Source organism: Prevotella sp. 885 (assembly GCF_002265625.1).
GTDB lineage: Bacteria > Bacteroidota > Bacteroidia > Bacteroidales > Bacteroidaceae > Prevotella.
Genome location: NZ_NOVE01000062.1, coordinates 1 through 16,786, shown reverse-complemented (window position 1 = coordinate 16,786; position 16,786 = coordinate 1). Strand labels below are relative to the sequence as shown.

General features: G+C 43.7%; 15 protein-coding genes. 11 read left to right on the top strand and 4 right to left on the bottom strand.

Annotated elements, in window-relative coordinates:
• On the top strand, positions 1 to 670 hold a 670-nt coding region (locus CHL74_RS13510), incomplete at its 5' end, for a DUF2971 domain-containing protein (protein WP_217901459.1).
• Between the two features lie 25 nt (positions 671 to 695).
• Here the strand turns inward: CHL74_RS13510 and CHL74_RS13505 are convergent.
• From CHL74_RS13505 to CHL74_RS13495, 3 genes are read right to left on the bottom strand one after another with little or no spacing between them, the layout of a single operon-like run.
• Positions 696 to 1,169 (bottom strand): hypothetical protein, encoded by a 474-nt coding sequence (locus CHL74_RS13505; protein ID WP_094881731.1) that lies wholly within the window; start codon positions 1,167 to 1,169, stop codon positions 696 to 698.
• A gap of 8 nt (positions 1,170 to 1,177) precedes the next feature.
• Positions 1,178 to 4,471: an Eco57I restriction-modification methylase domain-containing protein gene (locus tag CHL74_RS13500; protein ID WP_094881730.1), complete on the bottom strand. Its 3,294-nt coding sequence runs from the start codon at positions 4,469 to 4,471 to the stop codon at positions 1,178 to 1,180.
• A gap of 13 nt (positions 4,472 to 4,484) precedes the next feature.
• On the bottom strand, positions 4,485 to 7,868 hold the full coding sequence (locus CHL74_RS13495) for a helicase-related protein (RefSeq protein WP_094881729.1): 3,384 nt from the start codon (positions 7,866 to 7,868) through the stop codon (positions 4,485 to 4,487).
• Between the two features lie 266 nt (positions 7,869 to 8,134).
• On the opposite strand from CHL74_RS13495, the gene CHL74_RS13490 reads away from it, so the two are divergent.
• Both CHL74_RS13490 and CHL74_RS13485 read left to right on the top strand, forming a co-directional pair.
• Positions 8,135 to 9,454 (top strand): hypothetical protein, encoded by a 1,320-nt coding sequence (locus tag CHL74_RS13490; RefSeq protein ID WP_254923316.1) that lies wholly within the window; start codon positions 8,135 to 8,137, stop codon positions 9,452 to 9,454.
• Complete coding sequence (locus CHL74_RS13485) at positions 9,435 to 10,289, top strand: DUF6712 family protein (RefSeq protein ID WP_094881728.1); 855 nt, start codon at positions 9,435 to 9,437, stop codon at positions 10,287 to 10,289. Before CHL74_RS13490 ends, CHL74_RS13485 begins: the two co-directional genes overlap by 20 nt.
• Positions 10,290 to 10,462: 173 nt before the next feature.
• Here the strand turns inward: CHL74_RS13485 and CHL74_RS13480 are convergent, their stop codons facing one another.
• A complete protein-coding gene (locus tag CHL74_RS13480) occupies positions 10,463 to 11,356 on the bottom strand; it encodes an Abi family protein (protein WP_094881727.1) in 894 nt (297 codons plus the stop codon).
• A gap of 222 nt (positions 11,357 to 11,578) precedes the next feature.
• Between CHL74_RS13480 and CHL74_RS13475 the strand changes: the two genes are divergently transcribed.
• From CHL74_RS13475 to CHL74_RS13440, 8 genes are all read left to right on the top strand, one after another.
• Complete coding sequence (locus CHL74_RS13475; protein ID WP_094881726.1) at positions 11,579 to 12,235, top strand: hypothetical protein; 657 nt, start codon at positions 11,579 to 11,581, stop codon at positions 12,233 to 12,235.
• A complete protein-coding gene (locus CHL74_RS13470) occupies positions 12,232 to 12,726 on the top strand; it encodes a hypothetical protein (protein ID WP_094881725.1) in 495 nt (164 codons plus the stop codon). The genes CHL74_RS13475 and CHL74_RS13470 overlap by 4 nt, the downstream gene beginning before the upstream one ends.
• Positions 12,704 to 13,135: a hypothetical protein gene (locus CHL74_RS13465; protein ID WP_007901467.1), complete on the top strand. Its 432-nt coding sequence runs from the start codon at positions 12,704 to 12,706 to the stop codon at positions 13,133 to 13,135. Before CHL74_RS13470 ends, CHL74_RS13465 begins: the two co-directional genes overlap by 23 nt.
• A gap of 90 nt (positions 13,136 to 13,225) precedes the next feature.
• Positions 13,226 to 13,978 (top strand): hypothetical protein, encoded by a 753-nt coding sequence (locus CHL74_RS13460; RefSeq protein ID WP_094881724.1) that lies wholly within the window; start codon positions 13,226 to 13,228, stop codon positions 13,976 to 13,978.
• A gap of 99 nt (positions 13,979 to 14,077) precedes the next feature.
• Positions 14,078 to 15,229: a hypothetical protein gene (locus tag CHL74_RS13455; RefSeq protein WP_094881723.1), complete on the top strand. Its 1,152-nt coding sequence runs from the start codon at positions 14,078 to 14,080 to the stop codon at positions 15,227 to 15,229.
• A 156-nt stretch (positions 15,230 to 15,385) separates the two neighbouring features.
• Positions 15,386 to 15,649: a hypothetical protein gene (locus tag CHL74_RS15605; RefSeq protein WP_141241342.1), complete on the top strand. Its 264-nt coding sequence runs from the start codon at positions 15,386 to 15,388 to the stop codon at positions 15,647 to 15,649.
• Positions 15,636 to 16,046 (top strand): N-acetylmuramoyl-L-alanine amidase, encoded by a 411-nt coding sequence (locus CHL74_RS13445; RefSeq protein ID WP_094881721.1) that lies wholly within the window; start codon positions 15,636 to 15,638, stop codon positions 16,044 to 16,046. The genes CHL74_RS15605 and CHL74_RS13445 overlap by 14 nt, the downstream gene beginning before the upstream one ends.
• Positions 16,047 to 16,056: 10 nt before the next feature.
• A complete protein-coding gene (locus tag CHL74_RS13440; protein WP_094881720.1) occupies positions 16,057 to 16,710 on the top strand; it encodes a membrane protein FAM174 family protein in 654 nt (217 codons plus the stop codon).
• The last annotated feature ends 76 nt before the right edge of the window (positions 16,711 to 16,786 follow it).

Sequence of the window (16,786 nt, the reverse complement as noted above, 5' to 3'; positions counted from 1 at the left end):
TACAAAATGGTCACATTTTAATGATCCGTCTGAACTAAAAGCAGGTCTGGAATTATTTACCAGTAACATGGATAAGCTGACTAAAGATTGTTTTCAAAAAATGGTTGACAACAATCATTCTATCAGTTTCTCTTTACAAAAGGACTATCTTCCTATGTGGTATATGTATGGACATTATGGCAATGGCATAATGTTGGAGTTTGACCGCCAAAAGCTATTCGATAAATACAACTATCGATTTCTTCCATGCCTATATAAAGATTCTACTTTCTTTGATGATATCATATCAAAATTCATCAATTTTGAATATATTGATAATTTCTCTGCTTTAACACAGGAAGAAAAAGTTTATATGATTTCTTTACATACCAGTTTGCTTATAAGTATCATAAAAAACGATTACTATCAGTATGAAAACGAAGTTCGTATTGTTGGTATTGGCAATAAGATGGGATTTGATCAAGAAGACAAAACCGAATTCTTCAGGGTGCGTAATGGTGAACCGATTCCATACGTAAAAGAATATTTCAGCAAAGACTTTTTGAAATCCGTTTGGTTAGGCCCCTCAACACAAAATAAAGTGTTGTCTAAAGAAACGATTCAGTCTTTCTTAAAATCCAGAGGATTTGATGTTGATGTTGTATGTTCACCAATACCTTTTAGGTCATAAATATTTTGGAAAGACGCCTACGACTTTACTTTGTTAACAGCAACTTTAAGTTACTTCTATGTATTTCATAAAGTCGGTGTAGGCTGCTATCTTCTGGAGGTGTGCATGGCATCACTACCTCATCTGCCATATCACATACCTTTGCATTACGCTCTGCTGCAGCCTGGCGACTTTGCCTTGTTTGCTTGCTTGTTGAGATAATTAGGAGTCGGTTGTCTGCCAATGGTTTTTGCCAAACGTTAGGAAGTACTTTGTAATGTTGGCGACCAAGCATAAGGATGATACCGCACTTGCCACGGAGCAATATGTGTAGCACCTCTTCTTCCATACGCGAGGAGAAACCGCTCACTACAGCCACATCTTCTCTTCGCGCCAACTGTGCCGCCCATTCGAGAGTGGGCAGCACAGACAGCGTGGAGATATGGCTTGCAGCGAGAAACGCCACTTTGTGTTTTTGCAACAAAGTGGCGTTGCCGATTTGTTGTTGTGTGTTTGTCATTATTGCTTTTAATCGTTGGCATTTAGTTCGTCGCCCATACGATACTTGATATCGTAGTTGATGATAAAGTCTAACTCCTCATCTGTAAAACCATAATGCTTTGCAAGTACCTTGTCGACCTCATCGATAACAGACTTTGACAATCTTGGAAAGAATTGGGCAAAATTAACTTTGCCTTTATTCCTATATGTATATTCTGCTGGTATCATATTCTTTTCTAAATCAGCATTTAGCATAACAGCCAAATTGTCAAACTTCTCAAAATCATTTATCTTGGGGATTTTAAACAAAGAAAAGTATTTCTTCGTAAAATTATAACAATCTGACATTGATATCCAAAAATAAAAGAATAGTGAAGACATTATAATATCATATAGTACACCCTTGAATTGGTGTGATATTGGACATATTTTATATGAGTCTGCAATATTTAATTTATTACTTTGTAAAACGGAAAGGTCATAAAGACCTTTATTCCAATATATAGGGGCTGCATGATAATAAATAGTATCTTCTCTTGCAAATTTACTTGCAAGAGAATCTTTATTTATTGCAATCTTTTCTATAACATTCTTTCCTAATCTTCCAGCAAGTTTAGGAGCATTCAATGTATCAAAGCATTCAACATATATTACTTTACTGAATAGATGTTCTCTTTCACTTGAATACCATTTAATATATCTACAAACATATTTAGAATAGCTCTCTGAATATTTCGGTCTTGACAAATAGATTCCTGCACGAATTTTAACACCTGTAAATAATTCCGATGGATTTCTATCTCCTGAATAGAAACTGTTCCAACTAAATCTATTCTTGTATATTTCTTTTTGAAAAGATTCAAAACCATCTATAGACATTCCACTTAATGGTATAATATAGCCTATGCTTGACTTTTTATTGGATATCGTAATACATCTTTCTCCAACTAAGGCAAAAAGATTTTTTGACTCATATGTCTTATAATTTTTAACTTCATATGGTAAAGAATTATCTGTAAAAGTAACATACGGCGGATTACCAATCACCACATCAAATCCTCCATTTCCGTGAATGATGTTATAGAATTCTGCAAGCCAATGGAACGGCTGATGTGAGGATAGGAAATCTGCATATTCATCCTCGTTATTAGAGCCAACAGATGCAAACATATGACGATTGAGCAATTCATTGAGATCTGCAAGATGCTTACGAAGGTCATTCTTCGCCTTGGCATATTCAGCACGGTCGTCTGCTCCCGTGAGCTGTACCTGACGGAACAACTCATAGGCTGCGGACACTACCACAAGGCGTTCCTGGATCTTCTGCTCAAATTCCTGCTTGGCGAACATGTCGCCCTGCATAAGGTCTTTTTCCAATTGTGCTTCTGTTGCATATCCAACCAATGTGTTGCCACAACGAATATTGAAGTCGATATCAGGCAATGGGTCAAGTCCCATATTGTCAGCACGCTTGTCCACTTCTACCACAGCCACCATCTTCAGGAATAGGCGCAGTTTGGCTATCTCAGTGGCTTCGACCATGATGTCTACACCATAGAGGTTGCGCAAAATGATGCTCTTATAAATGAAATATTGGATGTTGCTGCGATATTTGCACGCAATCTCACCTAACTCCTTTTGGAACAAGTTCGGATTTTCAACATTCCATTCCTGCATTCGCAATATACATACCTCATAGAGCGGTTCGAGTATGCTCATGGCTGCAAACAGAAACGCTCCTGAGCCACAGGTGGGATCAAGGATGGTGACGTTCTGCAAAGCATGATAGAAGTTTGCCACCAGACGATGGTCGGTGGTATGCGAAAGCAAGTCGTATGTGAATGAGCGTATATCGAGATTGAGCGTAATGAAGTCGTTGATGTGGGTTATTGCTCCACTTGATATCTTCTCTATTAGAGTATCGCAACGCTGCAATCGCTCTATCGTTTCACGCCATATTTCTGTAGGTAGGGCAAACTGGTCGGCAGTAGGCCGGTTCCATTGCTTACGGCGCTCCAACAAATCAGGCTTCGAGGTGTCAATACCTACTGCGATATCGGCAGGAATGCGTTGCTGCCAGTCGGCGGAGTAGCCTCGCTTCACGGCATCATAGATGTAGCGGTCAGCACTCTCACGCAGGGTTGACCAAACATATCCATTCGGCTTGAACGAGTTGCGTGAAGAAGATTCTGCCACACGGTCAAACACCCAGGGCAGGATGCAGTTCTTGGAGATATACTCCGTTATGTCTTCTTTGGTGTAGTAAGCACCCATTGCTGCACGGTCATTGATATACTGCTCAAAGATGTAACCCAAAACGTCAGGGTTGATATCTTTGCCTGTTGCAGTAATGCGTGTGTCGAGATGCCACTGCCAAGTGTCGAAAAATGCAAACAGTGATATGAACGCATCGTCAGCAATGTCGATATTATCGTATTGTTGTTCAATGATATGGACATCAAACATACCACCGTTGAGATACGGAATGCGTCCGAAGCGGTGTTCCCACTCCGGAGTATGATGCGGGGCGTTTAGGCCTTCATGGAATAGCGACACAAGGAAGTCACGATAGAAGGAGCGATAAAACTGATTATCGCCTTCTTCCGCCTGTACCTGTCTTAGCTTGTTGGTGAGGTAATCCACGTCTCCATTAAGGAATCCCTTTTTCTGGATGAAATAGCAGAACATCAATCGATTGAGCATCACCGAAGCATACCATAGCTTATTGCGGTTTTGCTCTTTCTTCTTACTGTCATATAGAGGTATGTTATCATCTATGCCTGTAATGAAAGTGGCAAACTCCTTATGTTGCTTACGAAATCCGTTATAGAAATCTTTGGTGATTTTCTCTGAATTGACAGCGAAGGCTTGTGCTACATGTTGTCGCACGTCTATGATAGTGGTGAGTTCGCCAATGTCGAAAGTGATGGCAGCCAATTTTGAGAACAGAAAGTCAGCTTGGTCTGCAGTGGCATACTCTACGACCACCATGTCACGTTTCTCATTCTGTTTCAGCGGACACGCCCATAAGTGGTGTTCACTTTGTGGCAAGGTGTATATAGCAATATAATCGTTTGCCTGACGACGGAGTTTAAGGTCTATCTTACGGCACGTTGACATGTTGGGTATAACAGCTACCTGACATGTGAGGATTTGAAATCCATTACGTTGTGCCACAACTGTAAAATCATAGTCGGTATCATCGACAGTTATGGCTGGCAAGAAATGCTGCCCTTGGGGAGCATTCCATCCCATTTCCGTAATGAACAGCTCATGCCAAGAGCCTTGCTGTATCAACTGGTTGAATGTATTTCTATTCATAAAGTCGGTTTAATTAGTTTAAACTGAGTCCCATAGAACATATTATCTGGGGCTCACGCTGCTGATTGGTATCCTCGCTAATGCGGCAGAATGTGCCGTTGCGTCGCAATTCAAGTACATAGTCTACGATTTCCTCTTGTGAGGAGCGACGAAGCATCTGACCGAGTATCGTCTTGGTACTTTCAAGTAGCGGGTTATTGTATATATCATCTATGGCAAGTTTCAACGCTGTCTTTATCTCCTCAGTGTAGAACAAATCTATAGGACGTTCATAAGCATGCTCCAAAAGTTGTATGATGCGATAACGTGTAGAGAAGCGGTTGCCCAGAATACCACCAATATTTGAAGTGGTAGACTGCTCTGCAATTCCTTCAACGGCTTTTGCCACCAATTCGTGATGGTTGTCTATTGGCATCGTTGCTGGGGTATCTGAACTGCAAGACATAGCCTGCAATATTCGACGTTGCGACTGGCTCACAAGCGAACCGTCTGGTGAGAGCCATGACAGCACATCGAAATCGTTGGCTGTACGGGCGTATGTTATTACTCCTTGCTCTCCTGCATCTGTAACAGTTTTGGTGGAATATGCAATATTAGGGATGCTCGGAATTATCTGTTTGAGCTTAGGATTGGCATCTGTTGCATTCTTCCATATCTGATATGCCTGTGATGAAAGGTCAACATCGCCATCGTCTTCTTCGTCAAGCACACCGCTCTTCTCATTGAACATATCACGCAAATTCTGTTCATTACCCTCAAAGAATATTTCATCGCTACCTACGATATTGGCATTCTCGTTGATACGCTCGTTTAGACGCGAGCGCAAACGGATAATGCTTTCTACACCCTCGGCAGGGAAGAAAGAATAGCAGAATATCTTGTTTTCTTTCTGACCGATACGGTCTACACGTCCGGCACGCTGGATGAGTCGGATAATAGCCCAGGGCAAATCATAGTTTACTATGACATGGGCATCTTGCAAGTTCTGACCCTCTGAAAGAACATCTGTGGCAATCAGCACTCGTATTTCGTCTTCGGGCGATAGATTGCTCTTGCCATTGCTGACAGGCGAGAACCTTTCGACCATCTCTGTCGGATTCTTATATCCGCCAGTGACATATCCTATATGATCATATCCACGGCGTTTAAGCTGTTTGTAAATATAAAGTGCAGTATCAGAGTATTGGGTAAATACTATAACCTTCTCTTTGGAATGGATGCCAGACAGCAGCTTCTCTAACTCCAAGAGCTTCTGATCATCTGCGGGTTTCCAGTCACCGCACAATTTTATCATATCGATGATCTTCTCACAGTCTGCTAAAAGATGCTGTTTCAAAGTTCGTTTGAAGTATTTGCTGTCTAACCAGGCAAGATTGTTCTTAGTGGATATGATTTGATAATACTCCTGGGCTTTTTTACGATATACATCTATGTCTGTAGGAAATGTTATCGTTGCACCCTCTGCTATAGTGCGGTCCTCCTCAGATGAGAAGAACTGAAGATTACTATCCTCATCAGCAATGTATTCGTCTGGCAGGGTGTTTTCATCTCCTATCGGTAATGGTAACTTGTTCTCTATTGCATATACGAATACCATGTTACGCAGGATATGACGATACAGTGTCAGCAAATATGAGAAACCGCTACTGTCAATACGCTTAAAGAATGTACTCTTGCAGAATCCCATCATTCGATTGCCTGCACGAGAGAGATTTTCAAGCAACTGTTTTTCTATTGTCGTTGCGTCAATAGTTTTCTTTTCATTGATGTATTTTACCAATCCATAGCGGGGCAACTGAAGATCTTCCATCATACTAATCATGGAAGATGAATACAGTCGTGAATACTGGTCGCCTTCTACTGTTTCAAACTTCAGTGCCTTAGGTATGCGATCTGGAAAATAAGACCTACTTCCATCGTTGAACAATAGGTATTTTCTGCCATCAGTTTCGTCTACTTTGGCATAATTCTCCTTTATAAATGTACGTGTTCGACGTACAAGGAATAGCTTCATCAGTTCATTCCAATCTTCAGCGTATGGACTTTGTTCAAATGCTCGGATGCTTCGGATGAAAATCTCACTGTGTCGCTGCATAAATGCACGCTCACCACCTAATTGACGTATATATTCTTCCGGACGAATACCAAGGTCTTGGTCTTCACCTATAAATAATTTAAGCTGATTTGCTAAATCAGAAAAATCCTTGTTGTACGGCGTAGCTGTCAACAACAAGACATTACTGTCTTGATGCTCAATAAGCGTCTTAATATTGTTATAGCGTTTGCCTCCGTTGCGGAGGTTATGGCTTTCATCCACTATTATCAAACGGTAATAACGAGCACTGTCAACATCAATAGGCTTTGACATAGACATTATATCCACCTTTAAGTCGTACTTGATGGCGTACTTGCGCCACATATCCTGAAGATTTGCAGGGCAAATAACAAGAGTACTGCTGGCGTATGTTGTTTCATATATCTTGGCGATGGCACAGGCTGTTATGGTTTTACCCAAACCCACAACATCTCCAATCATTGCACCACCGCGTTTTTCATTACGTAGATGTCGAGCAGCTATCTTTACGGCTGTCTGCTGAAAGTCAAAAAGCTCATGACGGAATTCGGGGGTTAGAGTGAACTCCTTTATACCTGAACGTGCTTCTTGACTGAGGTGATATGCTGTCTTAAGGTATATGTAGTATGGGGGTATGATTTGTTCACTTGCCCAGCTCTCATCTATAACCTTAATTAGCTCTTGGGTGATGTCAAGGCAAAAACGATCATTCCAACGGTCGTCAAACCAATTTGCCAACTTTTTGACATGGTCGCTATCTGTGAAATCAGCATTAAGTTCTCCCTGTCCTGTAAATCCAGAATAGGTAAGGTTACTACTACCCATAATGCCAATAATTTTACTTGAGAAATCGGTTGGACGATAGGCAAGGTATAGTTTAGCATGGAGCGGTTCTTTCAAATATAGTTTTACTACTACTTTGCCATCTTTTAGCTGGGTTGATAAACGACGAAGTGTCCATTCATCTTGCTTTGTAGGTAATCCTATCAGCAATTGCTTCTTGAAATCGGCAGCTATCTGCAACTTGCACTTATTGGCGTAATCTGCATCTACATAATTATTCGATTGTCCATATATGTTGCGGATTAGTTCCTCAGGTGGTCTATGCATACCCACCAGCAAACGGCAAACGCGATATTTCTGTTCGTCATTCTCATATACATAACCTCCAGGAAGTTCGTCTACTTGATTGACTATCATATTCCATCCTCGAAGATTAAAGTATCCTACACAGAAATCTACACGCTCTACACCGCCTGAGGCCATAATGCCTTGCAAGCCCTCTTTGAACTTAACCTCTATGTTATCGTATATTCTTGCCATATCGTCAGAATACTTAGTTTTCAGTTATTGTAATTTACTATCGTAAAGTGTTCGCGTACAGAAAGTACACTTCCTTGCAAAATTATCATATTTTATTCTTTTAACATAAATTATCAATATAAAAATTCTTAAAAGCAATACATTTTGTACTATCCATTACTCTTGTGTATCGCATAGGAATGTTTATGTAGTAAATTCATCGAGAAAAGGTTTGTCTTTTTTTCAAACGACTCTCTACTATACCTTTGCCTCAAAAACAGCATATTATGCCCGATACACTAACATTTACATCCGTCCATAACATCCCCGATGCCCACGCCTCCGCAGCTTTCACCTCCAAGACAAGTGAAGTCTTCAAGGAGGAGCACAACATCGCACCAATCATCATCAACGACAAGATGAGGTACATCCCATGGGGAGGTGACAATCAGATGCCTTACAACATCATTGATCTCATCGAGTCTGACGAGACAATGAGCACTTGCCAGATGTTCAATGCTGAAGTCTGCTATGGCAGCGGACTTGTCTATGACACAGAACTTGCCACCGCACAAGTGCAAGCGCAAGTGGATGACTTCATGCTGGACAACGACCTCGCAAGTTACTTCCTCGGCGTGTGCCAGGACTTCAAGCACTTCGGCTTTTGCGTCAGCGTGATCATCCTCAATGAGGATGCCAGTCGTATTGTCCGCATCGTCCGCAAACAGGCGTGCTATGTCCGCTTTGCTCCTGCCGACAAGTCGGGCGTGATACCTTACATCCTCTATGCCAACTGGCGTAATACGGTCAGTCCCGAGGACATTGAGCGCATCGAACTTCTCAATCCACAGTCGCCATTCACCGACCTTCAGAACAGAGGGAAGAAAATCAAGAAGTTCGCTGTCGTCAGCCGTATTCCTACGCCCGACAATACGTATTATCCGATACCATACTATGCAGCTCTTTTCAAAGGAAAGTGGTTCAACATCAAGCAGCTCATTGGCATCGCTAAGGAAGCGAAGCTCCGAAACTCAGCGCCCATCAAATACCACATCGAGATTGCCAACTCGTTCTGGAACAACATCTTCAAGGTCGAGGGCATAACTGACCGTGTCAAGCAGCAGGAACGTGTCAACGAGGAGAAGGACAACATCATCAACTTCCTCACTGGCATGGAGAACAGCGGTAAGGTGCTTTTCTCCACGTTCTACGTTTCACCGAATGGCGAGGAGCAACACGACGTGGTAATCAACAAAATCGAGACGGATAAGGAGGGTGGCGACTGGGCGACGGACATTGTCGAAGCCATCAACATGATGTGCTTCACCATGCGTGTACATTCTAACCTCGTAGGCTCGGTGCCAGGCAAGTCGCAGACCAATAACTCCGGCAGCGACAAGCGGGAGCTTTACACCATCGCCCAGGCTTTACAGAAACCTTACCACGACCTTCTCTTTTCCGTTCACCGACTGATTATCCGTTTCAACAAGTGGACAGCGGTCAAGCCGGACTGTCCATTCATCCAGCTCACCACGCTCGATGAGAATAAGGACGCAAAGCAAGTTTCACTCAATAAATCTAAAGACAATGGCAATGCTGATAAATGACAACGATACCCTAAAGAAGTACGTCCCCAACACCCTCAAAGCGGTTACTGGTGAACTTTCTCTTTTCGACAAGATACAGTATCACCTCTTACAGGCTGAGCAATGGCTTACCGACACTTTCGTCTCATCCGACACAATGAGTCGCATCCGCACATACTCTGACAGCACACCGCTCCTGCATTACTGCCGTATCATCACGGCTGCAGAGGCGATGCTGCACGCCGTACCACAGCTCGACCTCATCCTTACGCCTAACGGTTTCGGTATAGTTAGCAATCAGAATGTAATACCGGCATCTAAGGAGCGCATCGAGAGGCTTCTTCTTTCTCTCGAAAAACAGCGCGACGATGCGCTTGCCGTTATCCTCACCATGCTTCCGGATGCTCACCATTGGACTGCATCAGAGCAGTTCAATTACTTCGCTGCCACAATGTTTCCCACGCTCGACATCGTGCACCAACTGGGCTTTGCTGACCATATCTGGCTGCGATACCAGGACACTCGTACCAAGTTGCTCACCATTGAGCACCGCCTCGAAACGGAGTTCTTCAGTCCGGAACTCATGGACATGCTTCGCACGGCCAACGCTCTCAACAAATGGGATATGACGCTCGACACCGCTCAATACAAGCGGATGTATCAGCGTGTCTCTGCCATCGAATTCTCTATCCTCCGTATCGGTGAATATCCGATACCAAGCATCATCGACATCGTGAACAGCATACGTTTAGCCAAGGGCAACGTATTCGCTGAATGGAAACAGTCTGACACCGCCAAACTCTTTGAAGACCATGGATATAAAAATAAAAAGCAAGCAGGAGGCTACTTTTTCTAAACAAAAAAATAAGGGGTTGGCATTGCCAATCCCCTTGTCAGTTTCTTTTATAGTGCAGTATGATAGCATATAGCATATCAAGTGCACTGGCTTAATCCAGTTGCAAAGATACAACGAATTTTTGAAATAACAAACTTTTTATATCTTTGTTTATCAACTAAACTATTTTTTTCTTATAACGTGTTAATATCAAATCCTGAATTATCACAAATTATCTTCTTTACGATTTCAAATTCAACATTGTCAAATGCCCTACGCATATCGTCTACTAAATCGTGCTGACGGTTGGTTGACACCTTACCGAGGATATACTTCAGTATATAATATGCTCCGGATAGCATGGTCTTACGACTGCCCAAATCTCCTGCAGGTCCATTACTTATTGCTACAGGAAGGTTTGTATCGTAAAGGACTTTGCCATGGGCGCAGAAATTCCTCAAACGACGAATGGTATTCATATAGTTGGAGAACTGAGTGGAAGAGCCCATACCATATTCCATTGATATTGCATGTTTTAATCCACCGTCCTTAAGATTGTCAAACAGAGATATGACTACTCCAAAAGATAAATATTCAAGAACTTTCCATGCAGGAGCGTGGCTTCTGGAATATCTGTTCAAGTCTTGTTTTACAATCGTTTCTGTATTTGCATCACGAATGGCATCTTGAAAGGCTTTACTATTCAAGAAACTCTTCTCAACATATTTGCTGTTAACATACCAAAAAGGATCCTCCTTATACTTGTTTGAAGCCATATAAATCAACTTCGTTCTGAAGTTTATTTCTACACGACTTATGTAACGGAGAAAAGAATTACGCAAATCAAAGTCAAAATAATACAACTGAATTGCATAGTCAATCTTCGTTCCATCTTTAAATATATGGTCTCTTTTTTGTTTACGTGGGTATGATTTCTCAAAAGGAAACCAGTAAAAACCTAATCGGAAATATCCTATATCCAACAGGTTTTCTTTGGCTTTCTCTATGTCCTCTATCACCATTCCTCTCTCAACAAGTTTGGTGATTTGTTCTTCTATATTAGTGGCAAACTTTAAGTTCTGATTCATAATCTGCAAAATTACTGCTTAAAATCCAAAGTGCCAATATAATGACAAAAAATCCATTGTTTATATATACTATTTGTCATTTTTGTCTTTCTCGAATTACTAATCTGATGTTATTTTTGTGCCATGATACACACATTTAACTTATCAGTCCCCAAAGATTGGCAGTCACTATCTGACAGCCAACTCCAATATTTCTTCACGCAGCTCTCGCACGATCTGCCAATGGAAGAAATTCTCACTCTCTGTCTGTTCAAATGGGCAGACCTAAGAGTGTTGTGTAAGACGCATGACGGCAACTATCTCGTAAAGCACCGCCAAGCGCCCAAGCATGAAACAACGCTGACCATCAGACAAGTGCAAGCAGCCACGGCATCTTTGGAATTCTTACGGCAATTCGCTCCATTGCCGGTTCGCATCACTAAAATCGGAAGAGCCACTGCCATAGAAGCCGACTTCCAGGGCGTGCCGTTCTCGACGTTCATCTCTGCCGACAACTACTATCAGGGCTTTCTCCACACTAAGAACGAGGCTTTGCTTAGCCACCTCACCACGCTTCTGTACCCAAAGGTCAAGTCGCGCCACCTGACAACACCGCTTTTGCTCAACGCCTTCTATTGGTTCTCGTCGCTGAAGCATTACTTCGCCCGACTGTTCCCGCACTTCCTGCAGCCAATGTCCAGTTCTTCTGAAGACCTCCTGGGCTACGTACCGCCCATCGGGGAGGTGCTACGGACTGCCATGAATGCACAGATCCGTGCGCTCACTGGTGGAGACATCACCAAAGAGGAAGCGGTGCTCTCGATGGACACATGGCGAGCTCTCACAGAACTCGACGCTAAGGCTAAAGAAGTAGAAGACATCAAACGACAAACGAAATGACAGACAAGAATATCAATTGGGATGCTACCGCCTTCTTCGCATCCCTTACAGAAACAAACAAGTTCGCCAAGGCCCATGACTTTGTATTCGCCAAGGTCAGCGGACTCGACGGCTTCGAGGAAGCCTTGCAGCAGCTGCAGTCCGCCACGGCTATCATCGCTGTCAGCGACATCAGTCAGGGGTATATCGAGGTGAACAACAGTCCGCACACTCGAAGAGTGAAGACGGTCTTCCTCGCCATGCGCCACGCCATTGATGATATGGCAGCACGCCAGCAGTGCATGGACACCATGCGCGAGCTGTTCCGCCAGTTTATGAGCAAGCTAATCCTCGAAAAGACGAAGCAGGAGCAGCATAATATCTATCTCGACTCTCGCATTTCCTTTCAGGAAATCGACCAATACTTTTTCTCAGGCTGCGCCTGTGCTATCTTCCAAATAGCCGTTGACACTTATACCGATTTACGTTATGACCCTACAGAATGGCAATGACCCACAACTGCAAGAACGTGAGAAGTTCGTTCTTGCCTTCAACGATACGATGCTCAAAATATGGCGTGAGCAAATGACACTCCTCGGTGTAATCGACACCGGACGTTTGCTACACAGCCCAAAGTCCCTCCCCGTAAGAGCGGATGGACGATTTATCGAACTCGGACTGTCACAGTCCTTCCTCGAATATGGCCTTTGGCAGAACTTCGGTACGGGCAAAGAGATTCCTCGTGGAAACAAGGGCGACATCGGACGTGAACGCAAGCGCAAAAAGAAGCCCTGGTTCAGCCGTAAGTACTACGCTTCCGTCATGAACCTCCGTGACTTCCTCTCCGACAACATCGCTCACGAGTTCGTCGGTGTCGTCGCCCAGGCTCTTGACGACAAGTATGTGCGCTATAATCACTGAGAAACAAGTTAATGTTTGTTAATCGCTTGGGGGGGGTAATGAATAAATGTTATTTTTGCCGCTAAAATATCATTAACTAAATTCAAAAACATGAAAAAATTAAAGACATTGCTACTGCTATCAATGTTAGCATTGGTAGTAGGAGGGCTTTCATCATGTAGCAGTGATGATGACGACTCACCTAAATTTAATGATGTAACCTTAGTTGCAGGTTCTTCTCAACAAATCGCCAATTCAAATGGTATCAATTGGCAATCAGAAAATAAGTTGATTGCCGAAGTGGAAAATGGTACAATTAAAGCATACAGGGTCGGAGAAGTTCGAGTTGCAAGTGACAAGGGATCTTTTATGGTAAAAGTTACTCCTCAATACTCATACTATACAGAGCCTAATCTTAACTTTGGAGCTTCAATGCAAAGTGTAAAAAACCAAATGAAAGGTTATTCATTGATAAGTGAGGATAGTAAATCGTTAACCTATAAAGGTACAGGATATACTTCTGGTTACTTATATAGCTTTGAGAATTCAGCTTTAAAGTATTCATGGATTTTAACAAGTAGTTCATATTCTACAGAAGTGGCAAATTGGGTAGCAGAAAGATATGTATATGTTACAGATACAGATGAATATATCGGCTTAATAACTCCAGATAAAAAGATTTTGGTTATTGTCATGCCAATGAAGGTTGGAAGCAGTTGGTATTATACTATTGGATATCAAAAGTATGAAAAGGATAGTAGCAATGCAAAAGTCAATAGAGCCCCTTCTCTGATTGAAGACTCAGGAGATAATTACACATTAAAAGCAGAAGCTTGTTTTGATGATTTAAGAAGTAAGCTTTAATTATAATAATATACAACCTCGACTATTGCAGTCGAGGTTTTTTTATGTCTTTTCCCTAACTACTACCGCTCTATACCTTTGCTAAAAACAAGCAAAAGTATGGCTGACATTTCATCTATCACATCTCTCATCACCTCATTCCGCAGCGAGACGCGCGAAGAGGCTATAACGCCCGAAGTTCTGGGCGCACTGTTGCAGAAAATCGCTGACCTTTTGGGCAAAGCTGCTCTGCAGACGGACATGAGTCGCCTTGACAATTGGCGCTCGGCTCTTGGACGCATCGGCTATGTGCTGACATCGTTCACCATCGGCTCGGACGACCGCAACAACGTGTACTTCACGTTGGGAAAGGCGAACCTCTCCACTGGCATCAACCAACTCGCACCCAATTCCATCCTCATCCGCCAAGCCACTACCGAGCGTGCCGGTGTCATGCGTGCGCAGCAGGTGCAGGACTTGAACAAATGCAAGGCTGACATTTCCAAGTACTTCTCTTCGCTCGCAAATATGGAGGAAACAATCTTGAACATTCAAAAGGGAATTGCATCCATCAGCCTCCGTGTTTCCAGAAACACCAAAGCAACCACTGTCAACGCTGAAGATATCCTAAAGATACAGACGGATATCAAGTCGCTTGCGTCGCAGATAAAATCGTTGCAAACTGACATTCAGAAGTTTGCCACAATGAAGCAGGCTACGCAGATGCACATTGAATGTATCATCACTGACAGTACTCTTGTGATACAGGATGCCTACCGTTATATCCGGCAAGGGCTTACACCGGTCATTTTCCGACACTCGGTGCGTACAAGTCGCAAGCAGGAGGATGAAAACGGTGTGCGTGAGTATCTTCCACGGCGACGTGGCTGGAACCGCTTTTATGACGACCGAAAGATTAGTGTGAATAATGGCGACGAGATTTCTTTCCGACTGGATAAGGAGGGCGACCAGAACAGAGGCAAGTTTTTTACTGAGCCTGGTGTGTTGTTCAGCGACTGCCGTGCCGTCATCGACCCCAATACGCAAAGGCTTTCAGAAGTCCGCATTTACTTTGGCAAACGCTCATTTAACATTCTCGGCATCAACCGCCATTTTCGCTTCGCCATCGGCTTTTACAAGAAGTCCAAAGATTACGGTCCGTTCCAGTTCGGAGAACTCCGAACTAACCTCGCTGAGTTCAGGGTAATTGCAAGAGCTGATAGAGTTGATGGTAGCAACAATTACAAACTCACCTTCAATTTCAGTATGTAAACGAAAAGAGCCATGGTTTCTCCGCAAGGAGGCCACCACAGCTCGGATGCAAAATGGTGTTCGCGACACCACGCTGCCAAAGAGCAATGGTCCAATCGACCACAACTCAATCGCAAAGATAACCACATCATATTAACTCTCAAAAGACAATTCATTATGACAAAAGAAACTAAGGAAAACGTGCAGATTGTATCTGCCATAGCTATGCTCATCGGTGGATTCCTCCTCGCTGTCGCAGGATTCATCGTACCGCCCACCGGACAAATTCACGAGTCTGTCCTGGGTGTATTCGCAGAGTGTCTAATCTACGCCGGGTCTATCTTCGGTGTCACTATCTACATACAGACTAAGTATGCAGAACTACGCTCGTACCTCGATGACAAACTGAAACGGAAGGAGGAGAAGGATGCGCAAGATTGACCTCATCATCGTCCATTGCTCTGCCACGCCTGAAGGCAAGGACTTCACCACGGCAGATATCGACCGCTGGCACCAGCAGCGAGGCTTTGCTTCCATCGGATATCACTTCGTCATCTACCGCGACGGCTCTGTGCATCATGGCAGACCGCTCGCACAAGTGGGAGCGCACTGCCAAGGGCACAACGCCCATTCCATAGGAATCTGCTATATCGGTGGCTTGACCGCCGACGGCAAACACCCTAAGGACTCTCGCACGGAAGAGCAGAAGTCCGCATTGGTGGCACTTCTTCGCAAACTCCGGGTACAGTTCCCCAATGCCAAAATCCGAGGACATCGCGACTTCGCTGCCAAAGCGTGCCCATCATTCGATGCCACGGCAGAGTATGCAAACATCTAAACCATACGATATGAAACATATCCTAATCCTTATTCTTTGTGCATTTGTACTGGCGTGCAAGAGCACAAAGACAGTATCGTCATCCAATGAAAGTGAGCGAAACGCCGTTTCACAAGCTCAATGGCGATCCGCTCAGAATTTTTCATTCAGTTCTCTACAGCGCCTCACCGCCCTTTCCATCGATAGCTGCGTCTTCACATTCGGGGGTGTCGACACGTCGGCAACCCCTCAATGTTCCGACCTCAGCTATCCATCGGGCAAGCCCCTGTCCAATGACAAGGCAAAGCCTCCATCTTACCACGGCAAGCCGTCAGCTATAAGATACGGCAAGCCGTCCTCTCTCAGGCTCTACGGACTTCACCTTTCCCAAGAGGAAAAGGAGGAGTCCACAGCTGCACAGCAAGTGGAAGACAGCATCGCAATAGCGAAGCAGTCTTCATCCGACAAGTCGCAGGAAATCATCAAGTCAAGGTCTTCTGTTCCCTTCACGGCAAAACTCGCTATTGTCGTCCTGATGATGATAACGGCAGTAGCCGTCATTTTCTTTATCCGTCGCTATCTCGCCTGCAGACGACGACATTTCGGTCACAGGCTCCCGAATTCATTGCCTGGCAGCTCCGGCGGTGCATTGTTCGGTGGCGAGGACAAGCCATTGCATGGCTAAGTGAAATTGTGGGGTGTTCCATTGCGTTCCGTCGCTTTGGGCTTCTGTTGCAAAATAAGTATGCCACTTCCCTGAT